The sequence below is a fragment of the Mesorhizobium sp. P160187 genome (genome assembly GCF_057766425.1).
The window spans coordinates 1,988,973-2,007,863 of record NZ_JBYMDX010000003.1; the positions used below are offsets into that span (position 1 = coordinate 1,988,973).

Below are 18,891 nucleotides of genomic sequence, written 5' to 3' on the forward strand. Positions count from 1 at the left end.
GTGACGGCGGAGCGGCATTCTCACTATGAACACTACTGAAAGCGGCCTCGAGAAGTCACTTGTTACAAAGCTGCAGGACCTGAAATATGAGCATCGCCCAGACATTCGCGACCGCGCGTCGCTGGAGCAGAACTTCCGCAAGAGGTTCGAGGCGCTAAATCGCGTTCACCTGACAGACGCGGAGTTCTCTCGGCTTCTCGACGAGATCGTCACACCTGATGTCTTCACAGCTGCTCGAATCCTCCGTGAACGCAGCAGCTTCATGCGTGATGATGGCACTCCGCTCAACTACACGCTCGTGAACATCAAGGACTGGTGCAAGAACGCGTTTGAAGTAGTCAATCAGCTACGCATCAACACGGACAACAGTCACCATCGCTACGACGTCATCCTCCTTATCAACGGCGTGCCCGTGGTTCAGATCGAGCTAAAGACACTCGGCGTTGGACCGCGCCGTGCCATGGAGCAGATCGTAGAATACAAAAACGACCCCGGAAACGGCTACACCAAGACCCTCCTTTGCTTTCTGCAGCTATTCATAGTCAGCAACCGCGATCGGACATTTTATTTCGCGAACAACAACGCGCGCCATTTCTCCTTCAATGCAGAGGAACGCTTCCTACCGGTTTATGAGTTCGCAGACGTAGAAAACAAGAAAATTGTCCATCTGGACGATTTTGCCGAGACTTTCCTGACTAAGTGCACGCTCGGCCAAACGATCAGCCGCTACATGGTTCTGGTCGCAAGCGAGCAGAAGCTCCTGATGATGCGGCCGTATCAGGTCTACGCCGTGAAGGCGATCGTCGACTCCATCGCGCAAGACTGCGGAAATGGCTACGTCTGGCACACCACCGGCAGCGGCAAAACACTAACCTCCTTCAAGGCGTCAACGCTGCTGAAGGACAATCCGGACATCGAGAAGTGTCTCTTTGTCGTGGACCGAAAGGACCTCGATCGGCAGACGCGCGAGGAGTTCAACAAATTCCAGGAAGGTTGCGTCGAGGAAAACACTAACACCGCATCCCTTGTCCGGCGCCTTGTCTCAGACGACTATGCCGACAAGGTCATCGTCTGCACAATTCAGAAGCTCGGCCTCGCGCTGGACGAAAACAGCAAGCGCAACAAGCAGCAGAAGAAGGACGGCAAGAAGAGCTTCAAGGAGCAGCTAGAACCCCTACGCGACAAGCGGATCGCCTTTATCTTCGACGAATGCCACAGATCGCAGTTCGGCGAGAACCACAAGGCCATCAAGGATTTCTTCCCGCGCGCCCAACTGTTCGGCTTCACCGGGACGCCAATCTTCGATCAGAATGCGGCCCAGCAGCAGATCGAAGACACGCAGGCCAGCATGAAGACGACAGAATACCTCTTCCAGCAGCGTCTTCACACCTACACGATCACTCATGCCATCGAAGATGGAAACGTCCTTCGGTTCCATGTCGATTATTACAAGCCTCAGGGCAGGACTCTGCCGAAGCCAGGCGAACCGCTGGCGAAGCGTGCGGTCATCGAAGCGATCCTGTCCAAGCACGACGCGGCAACCGGTCAGCGCCGGTTCAACGCCTTGCTCGCCACTGCCTCGATCAATGAGGCCATCGAGTACTACTATTTGTTCAAGTCCATACAGGGCGAGAGGCTGGCCGCCGATCCCACCTTTCGGCCGCTGAACATCGCCTGCGTCTTCTCCCCGCCCGCCGAGGGCGATCCTGATGTGAAGCAGATTCAGGAAGACCTACCCCAGGAAAAGGAAGACAACGCGGTCGAGCCGGAAAAGAAGAAGGAGGCCCTGAAGGCCATCATCGCCGACTATAGCGCCAACTATGGTACCAACCATAAGGTCGGTGAATTCGACTTGTATTATCAGGATGTGCAGAAGCGCATCAAGGACCAGCAGTGGCCGGATGCCGACCTCAAGACGGCTTACCCCGATCAACCCTACCACAAGATCGACATCGCCATCGTCGTGGACATGCTGCTTACCGGTTTCGACTCCAAGTTCCTGAACACCCTCTACGTCGACAAGAACTTGAAGCATCATGGCCTGATCCAGGCTTTCTCGCGCACCAACCGCGTACTGAATGCCACAAAACCCTATGGCAACATCCTCGATTTCCGGCAGCAGCAGGGGGCCGTCGATGCCGCCATTTCTCTCTTTTCTGGCGAGGCGGCCGCCGAGAAGGCGCGTGAAATCTGGCTCGTAGACAAAGCTCCGGTGGTCATCCACAAACTGGAGACCGCGGTTCAAGAGCTCGACGCCTTCATGAAGTCGCAGGGCCTCGATTGCGCCCCCGATGCCGTGCCCAACCTCAGAGGCGATGCCGCCCGCGCCGCATTCATAGAGCATTTCAAAGAGGTCCAACGGCTCAAGACGCAGCTTGATCAGTACACCGACCTGACCCCCGAGAATGCAGCGACCATCGAAGCGATCCTGCCGCGCGACAGCCTTCTGGGATTTCGCGGCGCCTATCTGGAAACCGCGCAGCGCCTGCGGGCCCAGCATGGCAAGGGTGCGGACACGCCGGCGCCGGAAGCCGACCAGCTGGATTTCGAGTTTGTCCTCTTCGCCTCGGCCGTCATCGATTACGACTACATCATGGGTCTGATCGCTCGCTATTCCGAGGCGACCCCCGGCAAGCAGAAGATGAGCCGCCAGGAACTGATCGGCTTGATCCAGTCCGACGCCAAGTTTATGGATGAGCGCGAGGATATCGCGGCCTTTATCAACACCCTCAAGGCTGGCGAGGGCCTCAGCGAAAAGGCCATCCGCCAGGGGTACAGCCGATTCAAGGCGGAGAAGAATAAAGCGGAGCTGGCGGGCATAGCGGACAAGCACGGGCTGGCGATCGAGGCACTGCAAGGCTTTGTCGATACGATACTGAAACGCATGATCTTCGATGGCGAGGCCCTGACCGACCTGATGGAACCCCTTGGTTTGAACTGGAAGGCCCGTCGGGTGAAGGAACTGGACCTGATGGCCGACCTGATGCCGTTGCTGCTGAAGCGGGCCGATGGGCGCGAGATTTCGGGACTGAGCGCATATGAGCAGTAAGGCTAACGCGCCAGCCGCGACGGGCAGCGGATCAGCGTTGGTGCCCAAGCTCCGCTTTCCGGAGTTTGTCGGTTACTCATTGCAGGATTTGCAGCTGGGGGACTCTACGGCCGAAAGCACAGAACGAAATGGCTCAGGTCAGGCCCCTTCGCAGATAATGGGGGTGTCTAAAGTCGAAGGCATTGTGCCGATGGAGGAGCGCATTGTCGCGGCTGACACCGCACGCTACAAGGTCGTTCGGAAGGACTGGTTCGCTTACAATCCAATGCGGCTCAACATCGGCTCTATCGCTCGATGGCAAGGTGAAAATGACATTCTGGTTAGCCCAGACTACGTCGTTTTCATGTGTAAAAGCACTGGTCCACACAGGCTCGATCCTAGTTATCTCGATCACTTCCGGCGCTCCGACGCCTGGGAGAATTATGTCTCGGAAAAGGGCGATGGAAGCGTCCGCGTTCGCATCTATTACAAAGACCTGGCGCGCCTTCAACTGGCGCTGCCGTCCTGTCTCGAACAACAAAAGATCGCCACCTGTCTGGACTCTGCGGAAGAGTTGATTGCCGCGCAGGGGCGGAAGGTGGTGGCGCTGAAGGCCTACAAGAAGGGCATGATGCAGCAGCTTTTCCCCCAGGAAGGCGAAACCCAACCCCGCCTCCGGTTCCCTGAGTTTGAGGCGGCAGGGAAGTGGGCGGAAGTTCCACTTTCTAAGTTGGTGAGCGCGCTTGATGCTGGTGTGAGCGTCAATTCAGGTGACCGGCCCGCGATGAGCTATGAGATTGGTGTTTTAAAGACAAGCGCTGTCACAAATGGAGTTTTCGAACCGCTTGAGAACAAAGTTGTATTTGATGAGGAAGAAATCAAGCGCGTCAGAGAGCCGGTCCGCGCAGATACAGTGATCCTTAGCCGCATGAATACGCCGGCACTCGTGGGTGCCAACGCATATGTAAAGGACGGCTATCCAAATATCTTTCTTCCTGATCGCCTATGGGCTGCCAAGCCAAGACCCGGGGCTGATATGCGTTTTGTTGCGCTCGTTCTTGGCTCAGATATGGGGCGAGCAGCGTTATCTGGGCTGGCAGGAGGTAGTTCTGGCTCAATGAAGAACATCTCCAAGCCAAGCGTCTTGGAGCTCGTGGTCATGGCGCCTTCTCTCCCCGAACAACAGCGCATCGCCGACTGCCTCACCTCCTTCGACGAACTCATCGCCGCCGAGACCCGAAAGCTCAACGCGGTCAAGACCCACAAGAAGGGCCTCATGCAGCAGCTTTTCCCGTTTATTGAAGAGTCTGCATCGTGAACCATTCTGAAATCGCCACCTTTATTCGTGACGGTAAAGAACAGATCACCCTGCTCTATGCGTTCAACGCGACCGGCAAAACACGGCTTTCGGTCGCCTACAAGGACGCGACAAAGGGAGAAGATGGCGCGCATTCGGGTGTCTACTACAACGCTTATAGCGAGGATCTGTTCGCCTGGCAGAACGATCCCGAGAACGACGGAACGCCCATCCGGCTGGATATTCGCAAGTGCAGCCTGAACAGGTTTCATGGTTCTCTGACCGAAGACGACGTGCGCGACAAGCTGAACCGCTTCAAGCCGGGCTATCGCTTTGAGTTCATTCCTCATGACGATCCTGAAGACGGTATTCAGGCAGTATCGTTCTTTCAGGAAGAGGCAGATCCTGATGACCCCAGCAATATATCTAAGGTCGCTTTCAAGATTTCACGCGGCGAAGAGCGGATTTTCATCTGGTGCTTCTTCCTTGCGCTTTTCGAGGTCGATGGATGGGCAGACCAGCAGGCATCCCACTTCTTCATCGATGATCCGGTGTCCAGTTTGGACGACCACAACATTTTTATCACGGCTTCAACACTGTTCGATCTGATCGAGGACCAATTCGAGAAGCGCAAGATCATCATCACCACGCATCACCTGGGGTTCTTCGCAATACTTGCCGATTGGCTGAAGAAGGGTGAGAAGGCCGACAAGTTCAAGAAACATGCGAAAGTCGGCATTCTCAGCGCCAAAAACGGTGAGCTTGCGTTGGAGAGCCCGAACAACGACGTTCTGCTTTACCACTTGCGCCTTCTGCAACTGCTTGAAGAGGCGTCGGCAGCGAACGAGGTAAGGGCGTTTCACTTTGCGTTGCTGCGGCAGGTGCTGGAGAACGTGGCGTCCTTCCTAGGGGTTGGCCAGTTTGGCTATGTGCTTAGGGAAATAGGCATCAGCGACTCTGAGGATGTCGCGCGTGTCATCAACACGCTTTCGCATAAGAAGGTGTACTACTTCGAAGGCGAGATCCTAGAGAAGGACTCACGAGAACTTTTTGACAGGGTTTTCCTTGGCTTGAAGGGCAAATACAACTTTGTCCTCCACGCGCCAGCGCCCGCCCCAGCGCATGTGGACGCCCCAGAGGAGGCACCTGCACAATGAACAACCAAGCCCAAAAGCAACTGGGCAAAACGCTCTGGAACATCGCCGATACGCTTCGCGGCGCGATGAATGCGGACGATTTCCGCGACTACATGCTGTCTTTCCTGTTCCTGCGCTACCTCTCGGACAATTACGAGATGGCCGCCAGGAAGGAGCTTGGGCGCGATTACCCAGACCCCAACGCTATCGGCAACGGCGGGCGCTCGCCCCTATCTGTTTGGTACGCGCAGAACCCCGATGATGTTGCGGAGTTTGAAAAGCAGATGCGTCTTAAGGCGCACTACGTCATCAAGCCGGAGCACCTCTGGACCAGCATCGCTCATATGGCGCGCACTCAAAATGGCGAACTGCTGAACACCCTGCAGGCGGGTTTCAAATACATCGAGAACGAGTCGTTTCAGAGCACGTTTGGCGGCCTTTTCTCGGAAATCAATCTTAGCTCGGAAAAGCTCGGTCGGACATACGCCGATCGCAACGCCAAACTCTGCGCCATCATCAACGAGATCGCCAAGGGGCTCGCCGACTTCCCGTCCAACGTGGATGCGCTGGGCGATGCTTACGAATATTTGATTGGCCAGTTTGCGGCCGGGTCGGGCAAGAAGGCGGGCGAGTTCTATACCCCCCAGCAGGTGTCAGACATCCTTTCCGCTATAGTGACGCTCGACAGCCAAGAGCCCTCAACCGGAAAGAAAGAACGGCTCGCAAGCGTGCTCGATTTCGCGTGCGGCTCCGGTTCACTGCTGCTGAACGTGCGAAAGCGCATGGGGCCGCACGGCATCGGCAGAATCTACGGCCAGGAGAAGAACATCACGACCTACAACCTTGCGCGCATGAACATGCTGCTGCATGGCGTGAAAGACACTGAATTCGAGATCTACCACGGCGATACGCTGACCAACGACTGGGACATCCTGCGCGAGTTGAATCCCGCCAAGAAGCCCTCCTTCGATGCCATCGTGGCCAATCCGCCCTTCAGCTTGCGCTGGGACCCTACTGAGGCGATGGGCGACGATGTGCGGTTCAAGAACTACGGGTTGGCCCCCAAATCGGCCGCGGACTTTGCCTTCCTGCTGCACGGTTTCCACTATCTGAAGGATGAGGGCGTGATGGCCATCATCCTCCCCCACGGGGTGCTGTTCAGAGGCGGTGCGGAAGAGCGCATTCGAACCAAGCTGCTGCAGGACGGTTACATCGACACTGTCATCGGACTGCCCGCCAACCTGTTCTATTCGACGGGTATCCCGGTCTGCATCCTTGTTCTGAAGAAGTGCAAGAAGCCGGACGATGTGCTCTTCATCAACGCGGCCGAGCATTTTGCGAAGGGCAAGCGGCAGAACCAACTCACGGACGAACATATCCGCAAGATCATCGAGACCTACCAGTTCCGGAAGGAGCAGGACCGCTACTCCAAGCGTGTCAGCATGGAGAGTATCGCCGAGGAGGGTTACAACCTCAATATCTCCCGCTACATCAGCACCGCCGAGCAGGAACTCGAAATCGATCTGATGGCTGCCCACGAAGAGTTGGTCGATATCGAGAAACAGGTTCGCGAAGCGACAGCGAAGCACAACAAATTCTTGCAGGAGCTTGGGCTTCCAGCTTTGCCGCGCTCAGAAGGATGATTTGTGCTTTCAGCCCGACCGTTGAGTTGAAACTTGAGAAGCAGGTGATTTCGACGTCCGCTCTCGGTCACCATTGGCGTGCGTTCGAATGGCGGGAATGGGGGCGCAAAGCAGTCGTAGATCGGCCACGCCATTTGGAGTGAATCGCCACGAGTCGGGCGACCGCAGTCGACCAATGGATCCCGTCCCTGCTATCACCTCGTCACAACAATCGGGTGATTGCGGCCCGCTGGGTGATTCGGTTCTGTGAGATCCAACCATGGCAGGAAAGTCGCGGTATCTGGACCAGGCTATCAAGCACCTCTGGGATGCCGAAATTAGTGGCGACCAATGGCAGCGACCTAAGCGCCTATTTGAACTTGTCGCTATATTGCGTTGGCCTCAACACACCAGTTCCGCTGCGCTGATATCCAGCATAATGATGGCGCGATACGTGGGCGACGCATTTTCGACTGCAGATCCTGAGAGCCAGAGGGCACTGCTGCCAATTTTGATACAGTACGCCAGTCCGAGTGATATCATCTCCAAATGTTTTGATGAGCGAGCCGACGAGCTAATTTGGGAATTTCGGGACAGAGACCTGCAGCGCTTGGTTGCCCTGATAGTCAGGTTCCATGTCACCTACGTCCCGAAGAACGACAATTCTCGTGCGGGTCCGAGTATCAGCAAGGCATTCTATTTGTTGGAGAGGGGCCATCTCTGGGGTGAAGAGCCATGCGCGTGGCGCCGCTTCTCCCAAGCTTGGACCGAGTTTAAGAATGTTAGCCCCTTCTTAATTGTGAGCGAGTTCGGGCAGCGACGGTTCTTGCAAGGGCTGGATCCAACAAGCCCAACTTTTCAAACTACATCTCAGACTATGTTGGGGCATAGAACCGCGATCCGGGAATTTCTTAGCCAATCGAAATGGGCGACTGAGCGACTGCGATCGTCACTGGACACGAGAGCGCTGCGAGACATGAACTTGCCCACGTTCCCATCAGAAATTGTGCCGCAACCAATCCCACTTTCTGGACCTGATCAGCAGATGACGAGACTGCTTGAAGATTACGCTTCGCCGGCACGCTGAGCGCGGTCAGAAAACGTTAGAATTCAAAACCGCTGTCGTTTACCTAACATATTGAATAACCGATATTTTCTGAGATTTTTGCCTAAACTGGTCAGGTAGTTGGGATAGGGTGTCTCAACCACGGCACTCTTAAGCGCGCAATCCATTCACTATCTCCTTCTCCATGGGTTGCAGAAACTCCGCGCCCATGGAAGTCGCCATTGAACTTCCGTTCTTTGAATAGACATAGATGAGCAAGGTTTGCGTCAGGCGGTTCATCGCAACGCTTATGAATGTCGCGGCCGCTTGGCCGGAGCCATTAGCAATCTCAATCGAAAGGACTGACTATGAAAACACTCGAAGAATATCTAGCAAGCCGTGATCAGGCTAACGAGCCGGTCGAAAAGGATGCAGAATTCAAACTTAGGTATGAAACCGATACGATAGCAGCTCTCGATGCATGCAGTTCACGCTATGCTGAGCGCGAGAGCGGTTACCGCGAAGCGCTGAGAACCGACATCGCAACTGTCTACGCCCACGCTTTGCGGCTGGAGTGTGATCAAGTTGAGCGAGACCGCTTCTACCAGCAGAAATACTGGAAGAGCTTCATCAAGCCAAGCGAGCTAAAGTCAGCACGAGATCTTTTTCGAGACGTATGTAAGTACTTTCTGAAAGCGCAATACCAAGACCCCAATGGTGACGGCAAACTCGCGAGCAAGTATTCTGCCGTAATGGCCGCTATGCATGCGCACGACGTTTTTCCAGAAGACGTCCCGGACATGATTCAGATTCACCATGGAATAGAGAAGATCGCGCGGAATGGGTTTGTGAAGCCCGCTTACATAGATCCTCGGGATGTCGGAGATGGCATGACTGCTCAAGGCGAGCAGATTATCTACCCCGACGAAGAAGAGAAGAAAATTGCCAAGAGGCAGCGTATGACTATTGATGGCCAGGAGAGAATACACGACCTTTACGAAACGCTGAACGGCTCGGAAAGTCGGTTCGACGTTCGCGCCACGGCCGACGTAACGTCATCTGGCACCGAATTGACAGTATATAGCGTGGAAAAGAATTCAGTCGCCTTCCTAGATAAGATCGAAACAGGGTCGGAAGCGGCAGCCCAAGAAGGCCTAGTGCTGGTGCCCGTTTACATGACTGCCAAACGGTTAGAGCGAGTAACCAGAATGGTGCAGCGCCGAAGTGTAGATTTGCAGCTTGAAGCGCTCGGAACGCCTCCGGAGAGGGCTTTCAAGGCGACGTCAGCAAAACATCCTCCCAAACCGGCAGCGAGTTAGGCATCTATGTCATAGCCCCTGCAGCCTCTTAGTTCGCTTTAAGCGAACCTTGCCTCTCTTTTCATCGCTTATCACGAACCAAAGCGCCTCGCGTATCGCATTTAGGTAGCGCCGCAGCTCGCATCTTTCTTCACCAATCGCGGGTCTGGATGATCCACTGCAAACTTGCCGCAACAAAGATGAGGTAAGTCTCCAGGCGGTGAAATCCCTGGACGGCTGGATTGGATCGAAAACCACAACCCCAGAAGCTAATTTTGCAAACCGGTAAAATAGCCGAGCAAACTAGCGGCGTAGGATCGCCATGCCACTAGCAAAGTTCCCCTCAAACCTGTTGCGGATTAACCGTGGCCGGTAGTTGGAAGGTATTGCCAAATGAGACACCAGCAGCACCATGACCATCGAATTCAACTCGATACCGCTGAAGCCATAGAGCACTGGGGCCAATGGTTAGAAGAGCAGCACTTAAAGGGCTTCAGAACTTATTTGGTCACACTTCAGTTTAGGCACCTGCCACAGTCATCCCATATTAGACTGGAGATAATGCGCCAAGAGGCAGAGCGAGTCTGGAAATTTTTGGCTATGCGAACAGTTAGGAATTGTGGGCGCGTAACGAACCCCGATTTTCTCCCGCGGTGGATCTTCGTGCCGGACTATCCAGTAGCCAAATATGCTAAACAGTCGCTGCGATCCGTCACAATCAATGACGGGCTACATGTGCACATTGTCGTAGTCATGCCGAAGTTATCCCGCTTTGGTCAGCGACTCGCCCGCCATCTCCGAACCCGACAGGATGCATATATTTTGCCCCGGCAGCCCCTCCTGCGAGTACATGCCAAGCGGGTGAAGCACAACTTTGGCAAAGTCGTCGATTACGCTTTTAAATCCATCAGATCGGGAAGATGCACCCTTGATAATGTCGTGATCTTCCCGAAGGCCAAAGGCGAGTACTAATCCTATCCAATGTTGGCCTCGGACCATTGAAATCGGCCGCATTGTTGCGATATTCGCCCTATGAAAAAGGTCCGGAAGCCAACCAAACGTTTGGGTGATCTCAGGCTAATTCTGCCTGAAAAAGCTCTCGAAAAGCTTCGCAAGTTACTGGGCCTGTCGAAAAGCGAGACTCGGCGGCGTAAAAACTCCAACCAAAAATCGCGTGGTGAGTCCTGATCTCAACCGCATCTATGCTGATTGCTAGTGCTAGCTCGCCAGCCGGGAAGATCGTGGCACCGGCATGTCGCGCTGATCAAAATGGGATAACGCGGACGAACGTGTTCGCAGGGCATGCGCGGCGTTGCGGAATTCGGGCTCGCGCAATTGTCACCGATTGACCACAAGTAAGTTGCCCGTAACGTCGTACCGCGCCCTGATGTCCGCTATGCGCCTCATGCACGAACCCGCTTCGCGGGAGGGGCGCCTCGGCCTGTGATGGCGCGACAGGCATTTGACTTGAGCGGGTAGAGGCGTCGACCTGACCATGGAGTTCCCTTCAACGAGAGGAACTCGCCATGGCTACCCTGTCGACCGGATGCACCAATCTCTCCGCTTCGCCAGAGCATGCAGCACACACGCTCATGCGTGGCCTGGGCTCCCATACCCAGCAGGACTACGTTCGTCACGTCCGGCGCTTCGCTGCGTTCCTTGGCCGCTCGCCCGACACTGCGACGGCTGCGGACATCCGTCGATTCCAGTTGCATCAGCATGAGAGCGGCGTCGGCCCTGCGACGATCAATGGCGCGGTCTCGGCATTGCGGTTCCTGTTCCTCGTGACGCTGAAGCGGCGGGATCTGGCGTGTGCGCTAATAGCGCTTTCGGACCAATTTGGATTGAAGAGGGCGATACCTTTAGTCAGTAGCGGTCGCATCTCGCTTCGAAAAGTCTTATGCGTTGGGCATTCTGAGTGTGTAAGACTTAAAGTAAGTCGAATTGGAATGGCGCGTCGTCGAGTAAGGCATCGATGATGGCGGACGTGAGCGGGAAACCCTGGCGTTGTGTTGCGTTGCCGGTCGAGGCAGCCGGAATCCAGGCCGATAGCGCTCGCGCCGTGTCGATTCCTTCAACCGTCTCTCCGGTGAGTTCCGCCGCCATCGCCGCGCTCACCGTTCGCCCCTGTCCCAAGGCGTGGCCGAGGCGGCTGTTGCGGCCGCCGCCCACTGTGACGTGCAGGTCGCCGATCCCGGCAAGGTCGAAGGCGGTGTCTCGCCGCCCGCCAAGCCGCTCGCACAATAAGGCCATTTCGCGCGCCGCCTGGTTGAAGGCACCTGCGGTGGGATTCCTGGTGGCGCCGCCACGCTGCACATCGGTGAAGCGCGTCTGCATTGCGCTGACGCCAATGGCGAAGAAATTCTTCAACGCGGCGCAGCCTTCGACGCCGGCTGCATCATCGGTAGTCGACAAGCGGTAGTAGCTGGTTTGCATCAGTCGGGCAAAACCCGTGGCAATTTTCTCGTCGGCGCAGGCATAGACGCTCGCCGTGGGAAGGCGGTTCGCCAACTCACGCGCGATGCACGGGCCGCCGATGCCGATGAAGTGCTGCATGAGTCCGACCGCGGGCGGCACCGCTTGCGCGTAGGTGGAAAGCCTCCCGTCATCACGGACCAGACCCTTAGTCACGAAGGCGATCGGCTTCGGCGTCTGAAGCATTTCGTTGAGCTGCTTGACCGCCCATGCGATGCCAGGGCTGCTGACGCCGATGACGACAAATTCCGCTTCCGCGAAATGTGTGGGGCGCAACGCACCGAAGGCGATCGGTCTGACGCCTGCGGGCAGCGGCGCGTCGAGCTTGGGGTGGACGCCGCCCGGCCGCCGCATCGCCGCAATGGCCGCGCTGTCGAGATGTGTGCCGACAAGCAGCACCTCGTGGCCGTTGTCGGCCGCCGGCACCGCAAGCGCGCTGCCCATCACGCCCGCGCCGAGGATGAGGATGCGCGCCATGTCTGGATCTCCCTTCGTGTCTGTCAGCGCATCATCGCGGCGACATTGCCGCCGTCGACTGTCAACACGGCACCCGAGGTCGCCCGCGCCTTGGCCAGATGGACGAAGGCTGCCGCAACGTCGCTGCCCGTCACCTCGCGCGCGACGAGGTTCCCGCGCATATATGCTTCCGCCGACATGCCGCGGGCGCGGCTGCGCTCCTCGACCATGGCATGCGTCATCAGGCCCGTGCGGATGCGGTCGGCGTTGACCGCGTTGGAGGTGATGCCATCCGCGCCGTGTTCGATCGCGTACTGGCGCATCAGCGACATCAGCGCCGCTTTCGACGTTCCGTACGGCCCGAAGTCCGGGCCTGGATTGACCGCCTGCTTCGACACGTTGAAAACCAGCGCACCGCCCGTCGCCTGGGCGCGCATCACCTTGACGGCCGCGCGGGCGATATAGTGATGGCCCCAGAAATTGAGCGCGAAGGCTTTCTCGAAGAGCGCGTCCGATACGTCGACGAGCTTACCCTGGAAGGCCGCACCGGCATTCGAGATCACGATGTCGACGCCGCCGAAACGCGCGCTCACGGCGTCGATCGCCGCCTGGACCGATTGCGGATCAGTCACGTCGCAGACCCTCCCGAAGCCGCCCAGGCGAGCCGCCTGCGTCGCCACAGATTCTGCGTCAACGTCGAGCATGGCGATCTCAGCGCCTTCGGCGCGCAGAGCCTTGGCGATGGCGAGCCCGAGGCCGCCCGCGGCACCGGTCACCACCGCGACCTGCCTGGTCAGCGGCTTCTCGACGTTCTTGGCGAGCTTGGCTTGTTCCAGCGACCAATATTCAATGTCGAACAGGTCGGCCTCTGGAAGGGCTTCGAAGGCATCGATGCCCTCGGCCTTTGTGATGACGTCGATCGTGGCCTCGACGACGTCGCCGCACACCGCCGCGGCCTTGCTGGTCGGACCGGCGGCAAACATGCCGACGCCGGGGACGTAGAAGACACGCGGCATGGGGTCAAGCATGGTCTTGATCCCACCGGAGCGGGTATTGTTGCGCTCGAAATAGGCTTTGTAGTCGGATACGTAGGCGGCGACGGCATCGCGCACCGATCCTGCCCACGCGTCGAAATCGTCCGCGACGGGAGCAGGCAGGGCCACCCCGAGCCGCTTGATGTGGATGACATGCTCGGGCGTCGCGTTGCCGCGCGAAACGAGACTCGCCAGGTTTGATGCATTGCAAAAGTCGAGGATCTTCGGGTTGGACCGGTGTTCAAGCACGAAACGCTTCGGCATGCCCTCGATCCCGGTATCGATAGCGATCGCGCCACGCAATATGGGCGCGATCGCTGCCGCGGTCGCCAGGTTGGAAGGCGGATTCACCACCGTAAACGGCTTGGGATTGCCCTTCGCAAGGCTGCGTTCGGCCCGGTCGATCTTGGCGATCATATCCTCGTAGGAGGTGCGGGCATCGTCCGACCACGTAAAGATGCCATGCTTGAGCAGAATCATCCCGTTGGCCTCCGGATCGGCACGGAATGCGGCGTCGCAGGCCTTGGCGAGGTCGAAACCCGGCATGACGTAGGGGACGACAATGGCCTTGGGAAACAATTCGCGGATCAGATCCTCGCCGTTGGGCTGGTTCGTCAGCGACACGATCGCATTGGCATGGGTGTGATCGATATGCTTGAAAGGAAGGATCGCATGCAGGATCGCTTCGACGGAAGGGTTAGGGGCCGTCGGATCGAGCAGCAGCCGGCGCTGCATCATCACCATCTCCTCGTCGCTCATCGACGCGAACTTCACCATCGCCTTGAGCGGCTGAAGCTGGACGGCGGGTAGACCCTGCGGCTCGATCGTTCCCATGTCCCAGCCGCTGCCCTTGACGCAAAGCACCTCGACCGGGGAGCCGTCGCGCTCTGTGAAAACCGTTTTCACCGAGGTATTGCCGCCACCATGGAGAACGAGCTCCGGATCCGAACCCAGCAGCCGGGTGGTGTAGGTGCGGATCGCAAGATCACGGTTCACGCCAGCCGCGACGTAGCCGTCGACGGTCGCTGCAAAGCCCGTATCGGACCATCTTGATTTCATGAAGGCTTCTCCTTCGCGCGACGTCGTGGCGCGCCTCAATAGGGTCGATGGTGACCGACGATCTAACCTAAAGCCGTCGTTCGCTTGCCGCGTCGAAGACATGAACCTTCGAAGCAGGCACGTCGAACCGGACCTCGTCTCCCTCGCGGAACGGCAAGGTCCGGTCGACGATCGCGAAGAATTCGCCAGCCGCCGCAAGTGTGCAGAGCTGGACGTCGTGGCCGAGCCGTTCGACGAGGATTGCCGTGGTGCGGATCGGTCCGTCCGCCGAGACGACGACATCTGTCGGGCGCACCCCGCACACCACCTTCTGTCCTGGTTTGGCTGTCGTCGAATCGGGCAGAAGCAAGCGGCCATTGACGGTGTCGACGGCCGCCGCGCCGTCCGCGGCCACGACGGTTCCGTCCATGAAGTTGATGGCTGACGAGCCGATGAAATCCGCGACATACTTGCTCGACGGCGTGTCGTAGACCTCGTCGGGCGATCCCATCTGCTCGATCTTGCCGGCACGCATGACGACCACCTTGTCCGCCATTGTCATGGCTTCGATCTGGTCGTGGGTGACATAGATGGTTGTCGTCTTCAGCCTGTTGTGGAGCTGCCGGATCTCGGTGCGCATATGCGCGCGCAGCTTGGCGTCGAGGTTCGATAGCGGCTCGTCGAACAGGAAGACCGAGGGTTCGCGCACCATGGCGCGACCCATCGCCACGCGCTGGCGTTGTCCGCCCGAAAGCTCCTTGGGGTAACGGCCCAGATACGGCGTGAGATTGAGGATTTCGGCGGCGCGCTCGACCTTCGCCTTAACCTCAGCGGGGGGAAGCTTCGCGACCTCCAGGCTGAAGGCGATGTTCTCGTAGACCTTCATCGTCGGATAAAGCGCATAGTTCTGGAAGACCATCGCTATGTCACGCTCGCGCGGATGCATGTCGTTGACGCGCTTCCCGCCGATCATGAGGTCGCCGGCGCTGACCGACTCCAGCCCGGCCGTCATGCGCAGGAGGGTCGTCTTGCCACAGCCTGAAGGCCCGAGCAGCACGACAAACTGGTGATCCTCGATCGAAAACGAGACGTCCCGCATGATCTGCACGGCACCGAACGATTTGCCGATGCCCCTATATTCTACCGTCGCCATGAACTGGCCTCCGCATTTCTTCTTTTCGTTGGGCGCCGGATTTCCTGGCGTCAGTATTTCTGCCGTGTCGGCGTGATGACGATTTCCTGCACGATCGCTTTCTGCGGCATTTGGTATGCGTCGAGAATGAGCTTTGCGACGACGTCGGCCGAGATACCGCCTCCGATCGCCTTCTTGTTTGCCTGGTAGCCGGCAAGTGTGTTCTTATCGTTCACATGGTCCAGAACCTCCGTCTCGATGATCCCGGGCGAGAGCACGATCACCCGCACGTCGTGCGGTGCGAGATATTCGCGAAAGCTTTCGGACACGGCATGAACAAAAAACTTGGTGCCGCAATAGACGGTATGGTCCGGGTAGACCTTCCGGCCGGCAATCGAGCTCATCATCATCAACGTGCCGTGCTTGCGCGCGATCATTCCAGACATCACAGCATGGACGCTGTTCATCACGCCCTTGGTGTTGATGTCGATCATCTCGTCCCATTCTTCCGGCGGCTGGCTCGCGATGTCGCCGAGACGCGCTATGCCGGCATTGGCGAACATCATGTCGACGGGTCCGAACTTCGCTTCGGCGTCCGATACCGCCGCGGCGATCGCCTGCCGGTCGCGCACGTCGACCCTGGCGAGCACGGCGTTGGGCAAACCGAGCGCCTCGAGCCTGTCGAGCCGCCTCGCCATCAGCAGCACGGGATGGCCGGCCGCTGAAAACGCGCGCGCCGTGGCTTCACCTATGCCCGAACTGGCGCCGGTGATCGCAACGAGCGGTCTGTCTCTAGTCATTGATGCACCCTCGCGTTGATGAAGAAACCGGGGCAGCTCGCACTGCCCCGGCGATCTGTCTCTTAGCCCTTCATCACGGCATCGACCTGGGTGGCGATGTCGTCCATGGCTTCCTTTGCCGAGCCGTAGTTGCCGGCGAAGTATTTGCCGAGCGCCACCGGAATCGTGTCGCTGGAGAGCTGTGCCCATTCCGGCAGATCCGGCTCCGAGCCCATGTGGTTGGCGATCGTCTCACGAACGACGGGCAGATGCCGTGTCGTGCCGGCCCCGACCTTCGCATTGGCCTTGACGCGCGGATCGTCATAGACGCTGGCGCGCGTCGGACCCGTGCCACCGCCGAGCGCGGTGATGAGCGCTTGCGTGTCTGCGCAGGTCGCCCACTGCATGAACACCCACGCCGCGTCCGGGCTCTTGGAGTATTTCGAGACGGCCAGGGACGAGCCGCCCTGGTGGCCGACGCCGGGGATTTCGCCGAAGCCAGTCTGGTCCTTGGTGCGCAACGAGGTCGCCTTGGGCGGAACGGCCACATCGCAGAGGCCGGAAATCTTGGTCTGCGTGGGATCGTCGAAATACGGGAAGAACTCGCCCCAGGACAGCATCGACGCCGCGACGCCCTGCGCCACTGCCTGGCCCTGTCCGTCCCATGTCCAGCCGTCGACGCCGGCCGGCATGCTCTTCTTGAGGTTCGTCCAGTATTCCATGGCCGCGAGGCCCTGCTCGTCATTGCCGACGAACTTCTTGTCGGCGTTGAAGATCGAACCGCCATGGCCCCAGAGCATCGAGGTCCATTCGCATTCGAGCGCGTAGTGGCCGGACTTCATCTGCCCGGCGATGCCCGCCATGCTCGGGCCCTTGGCGTCCATGATCGCCTTGGAGTTGTTCGCGAGCTCTTCCATCGTGGTCGGCACCTTCAGGCCCAACTCCTCATAGATATCCTTGCGGTAGATCATGATGAAGATCGGGATGTCGTAAGGGACGCCAACCATCCGGTTCTCGTACATGGCGATGCCGTCCACGAGCGCCGGGAGGAAATCGTCGATATTATAGTTCGGCATGGCGAGGTCGGGCTTGGCCTGGATCTGCTCGCGTGGGTCGAAAACGTCCTGGCTGAAGGACGCGGCCCAGCTCTGGTCGATATAATAGAGATCGTAGGTACCGAGCGACGAGGCGACGTCCAGCGTCATCTTTTGCAGGACCTGCTCCAGCGGCAGGACCTCGATCTCGACCTTGATGCCGCTCGCATCCTCGAAATGCTTCTTGAGAAACGAGTTGAGCGCATTCGACGGCGGAGTCGATTCCGTGGCGAGCTTGATGGTGGTGCCGGCGAACGGCTTGCCGACATCCGCAACCCATTTCATGATCTCCGGCGAGGGCTGTAGCGCTTCCTGGGCAGCGGCCGACGGCACGAAATTGAACAAGCCGCGGTTCATGCCCATGCCAAGTGCGCCGGCCCCGAGGCCGAGCTTGCCGGCGAGCCGCAGGAAATCGCGACGTCCCATCTCCCCCTTCACGAACCGGTCGGTAATCGATGCGAGGTGCATCTTCCGGATACTGTCTTTCATTTCACTTCCTCCAAAGTGCGGACGGCACCATTGCCATCCGTAGTCCGATAGAACCTGTCCATCCTTTGCCTACTGCTTGAGCGACCCCATTGTGAGGCCGCGCACCAGGTGGCGCTGGACGAGAAGTATGACGATAAAGGCTGGCACGATGGACGCCGCGCCGAGTGCTGCCATGTTGCCCCAGGCCGTGCCGATCGACGTCACGAAGGTCGACGAGACGACCGGCACCGTCTTCAGGCTTGTCTGTGTGAGGGTCAGGACGAACAGGAATTCCGTCCAGGAGAAGATGAAGCAGAGCACGGCGCTCGCCGCGATGCCGCCCTTGGCCATCGGCAGCACGATGCGGCGAAAGATCGTCCAGCGCGACGCGCCGTCGACCAGCGCACTTTCGTCGATCTCGGTTGGAATGTCGTCAAAGAAGCTCTTCAGCAGCAAGACCGCCAGCGGCAGGTTCATCAAGCCATGGATCAGGATCACGCCGGTGTAGGTGTCGAGCAGACTGAACTGCTTGAAGATGAAGAACATCGGGATCGCGACAGCGACCGGCGGCATCATCCGCGTCGACAGCACCCAGCTCACAAAATGATGGCGGCCACGGAAATTCATGCGCGACAGCGCGTAGGCCGCCAACGTCGCCACCACGATCGCCAGGATGGTCGAGAAGGTCGCGACGATGATCGAGTCGAGCAGCCTCGGCGCCATGTAGAAATTGCCGCCGCCGGGAGTGACGGCTTCCTGACCGCCGAAGCCGAAACCGAGCGAAATTCCGAACACCTGCTCGAAATTGCGCACCGTCGGCTCGAACGAAAAGATGATCGGCGGCCAGTTGAAGATGTCTTTCGCGTTGCGGAACGCGACCGATGTCCAGAAATAGATCGGGAAAAAGAACAGGCCGACCACGACCCAGCCCGCGATGGTGCGAAGCGCGCGCTGGCCTGATGTCTGATGCGGGAGCACGTCGGCCATCG

General features: G+C 58.3%; 12 protein-coding genes. 6 read left to right on the top strand and 6 right to left on the bottom strand.

Annotated features, from left to right (window positions below):
* Nucleotides 1–25: 25 nt before the first annotated feature.
* The 6 genes from AC3CCE_RS13130 to AC3CCE_RS13155 all read left to right on the top strand — a co-directional run bounded on the left by AC3CCE_RS13130 (nucleotide 26) and on the right by AC3CCE_RS13155 (nucleotide 11,405).
* Nucleotides 26–3,049 (top strand): type I restriction endonuclease subunit R, encoded by a 3,024-nt coding sequence (locus AC3CCE_RS13130; RefSeq protein ID WP_352519050.1) that lies wholly within the window; start codon nucleotides 26–28, stop codon nucleotides 3,047–3,049.
* A gap of 40 nt (nucleotides 3,050–3,089) precedes the next feature.
* On the top strand, nucleotides 3,090–4,346 hold the full coding sequence (locus AC3CCE_RS13135; protein ID WP_352519049.1) for a restriction endonuclease subunit S: 1,257 nt from the start codon (nucleotides 3,090–3,092) through the stop codon (nucleotides 4,344–4,346).
* Nucleotides 4,343–5,482, top strand: a complete 1,140-nt coding sequence (locus tag AC3CCE_RS13140) for an AAA family ATPase (RefSeq protein ID WP_352519048.1) — start codon at nucleotides 4,343–4,345, stop codon at nucleotides 5,480–5,482. The genes AC3CCE_RS13135 and AC3CCE_RS13140 overlap by 4 nt, the downstream gene beginning before the upstream one ends.
* Entirely contained in the window at nucleotides 5,479–7,104 is a 1,626-nt protein-coding gene (locus AC3CCE_RS13145) for a type I restriction-modification system subunit M (RefSeq protein WP_352519047.1), read from the top strand. Before AC3CCE_RS13140 ends, AC3CCE_RS13145 begins: the two co-directional genes overlap by 4 nt.
* A gap of 1,392 nt (nucleotides 7,105–8,496) precedes the next feature.
* A complete protein-coding gene (locus tag AC3CCE_RS13150; protein ID WP_352519046.1) occupies nucleotides 8,497–9,447 on the top strand; it encodes a hypothetical protein in 951 nt (316 codons plus the stop codon).
* 1,571 nt (nucleotides 9,448–11,018) lie between these two features.
* Nucleotides 11,019–11,405, top strand: coding sequence for a phage integrase N-terminal SAM-like domain-containing protein (locus tag AC3CCE_RS13155; protein ID WP_245266185.1), 387 nt, complete (start codon nucleotides 11,019–11,021; stop codon nucleotides 11,403–11,405).
* On the opposite strand, the gene AC3CCE_RS13160 is transcribed toward AC3CCE_RS13155, so the two are convergent.
* The 6 genes from AC3CCE_RS13160 to AC3CCE_RS13185 form a co-directional block, all read right to left on the bottom strand.
* The gene (locus AC3CCE_RS13160) at nucleotides 11,356–12,378 is read right to left on the bottom strand and encodes a glycerol-3-phosphate dehydrogenase (RefSeq protein ID WP_352519044.1); all 1,023 of its coding nucleotides are present in this window, start codon (nucleotides 12,376–12,378) and stop codon (nucleotides 11,356–11,358) included. The genes AC3CCE_RS13155 and AC3CCE_RS13160 overlap by 50 nt on opposite strands.
* A 23-nt stretch (nucleotides 12,379–12,401) precedes the next feature.
* Nucleotides 12,402–14,450: a bifunctional aldolase/short-chain dehydrogenase gene (locus tag AC3CCE_RS13165; RefSeq protein WP_352519043.1), complete on the bottom strand. Its 2,049-nt coding sequence runs from the start codon at nucleotides 14,448–14,450 to the stop codon at nucleotides 12,402–12,404.
* Between the two features lie 67 nt (nucleotides 14,451–14,517).
* Nucleotides 14,518–15,582 (bottom strand): ABC transporter ATP-binding protein, encoded by a 1,065-nt coding sequence (locus tag AC3CCE_RS13170; RefSeq protein ID WP_023832292.1) that lies wholly within the window; start codon nucleotides 15,580–15,582, stop codon nucleotides 14,518–14,520.
* A gap of 50 nt (nucleotides 15,583–15,632) precedes the next feature.
* Nucleotides 15,633–16,361 carry an SDR family oxidoreductase gene (locus AC3CCE_RS13175; RefSeq protein WP_023832293.1) on the bottom strand — a complete coding sequence of 243 codons (729 nt, stop codon included), beginning with the start codon at nucleotides 16,359–16,361 and terminating at the stop codon, nucleotides 15,633–15,635.
* Nucleotides 16,362–16,423: 62 nt separating this feature from the next.
* Nucleotides 16,424–17,923 (bottom strand): ABC transporter substrate-binding protein, encoded by a 1,500-nt coding sequence (locus AC3CCE_RS13180; protein ID WP_023832294.1) that lies wholly within the window; start codon nucleotides 17,921–17,923, stop codon nucleotides 16,424–16,426.
* A 69-nt stretch (nucleotides 17,924–17,992) separates the two neighbouring features.
* Complete coding sequence (locus AC3CCE_RS13185) at nucleotides 17,993–18,889, bottom strand: carbohydrate ABC transporter permease (RefSeq protein WP_023832295.1); 897 nt, start codon at nucleotides 18,887–18,889, stop codon at nucleotides 17,993–17,995.
* Nucleotides 18,890–18,891 lie beyond the last annotated feature (2 nt).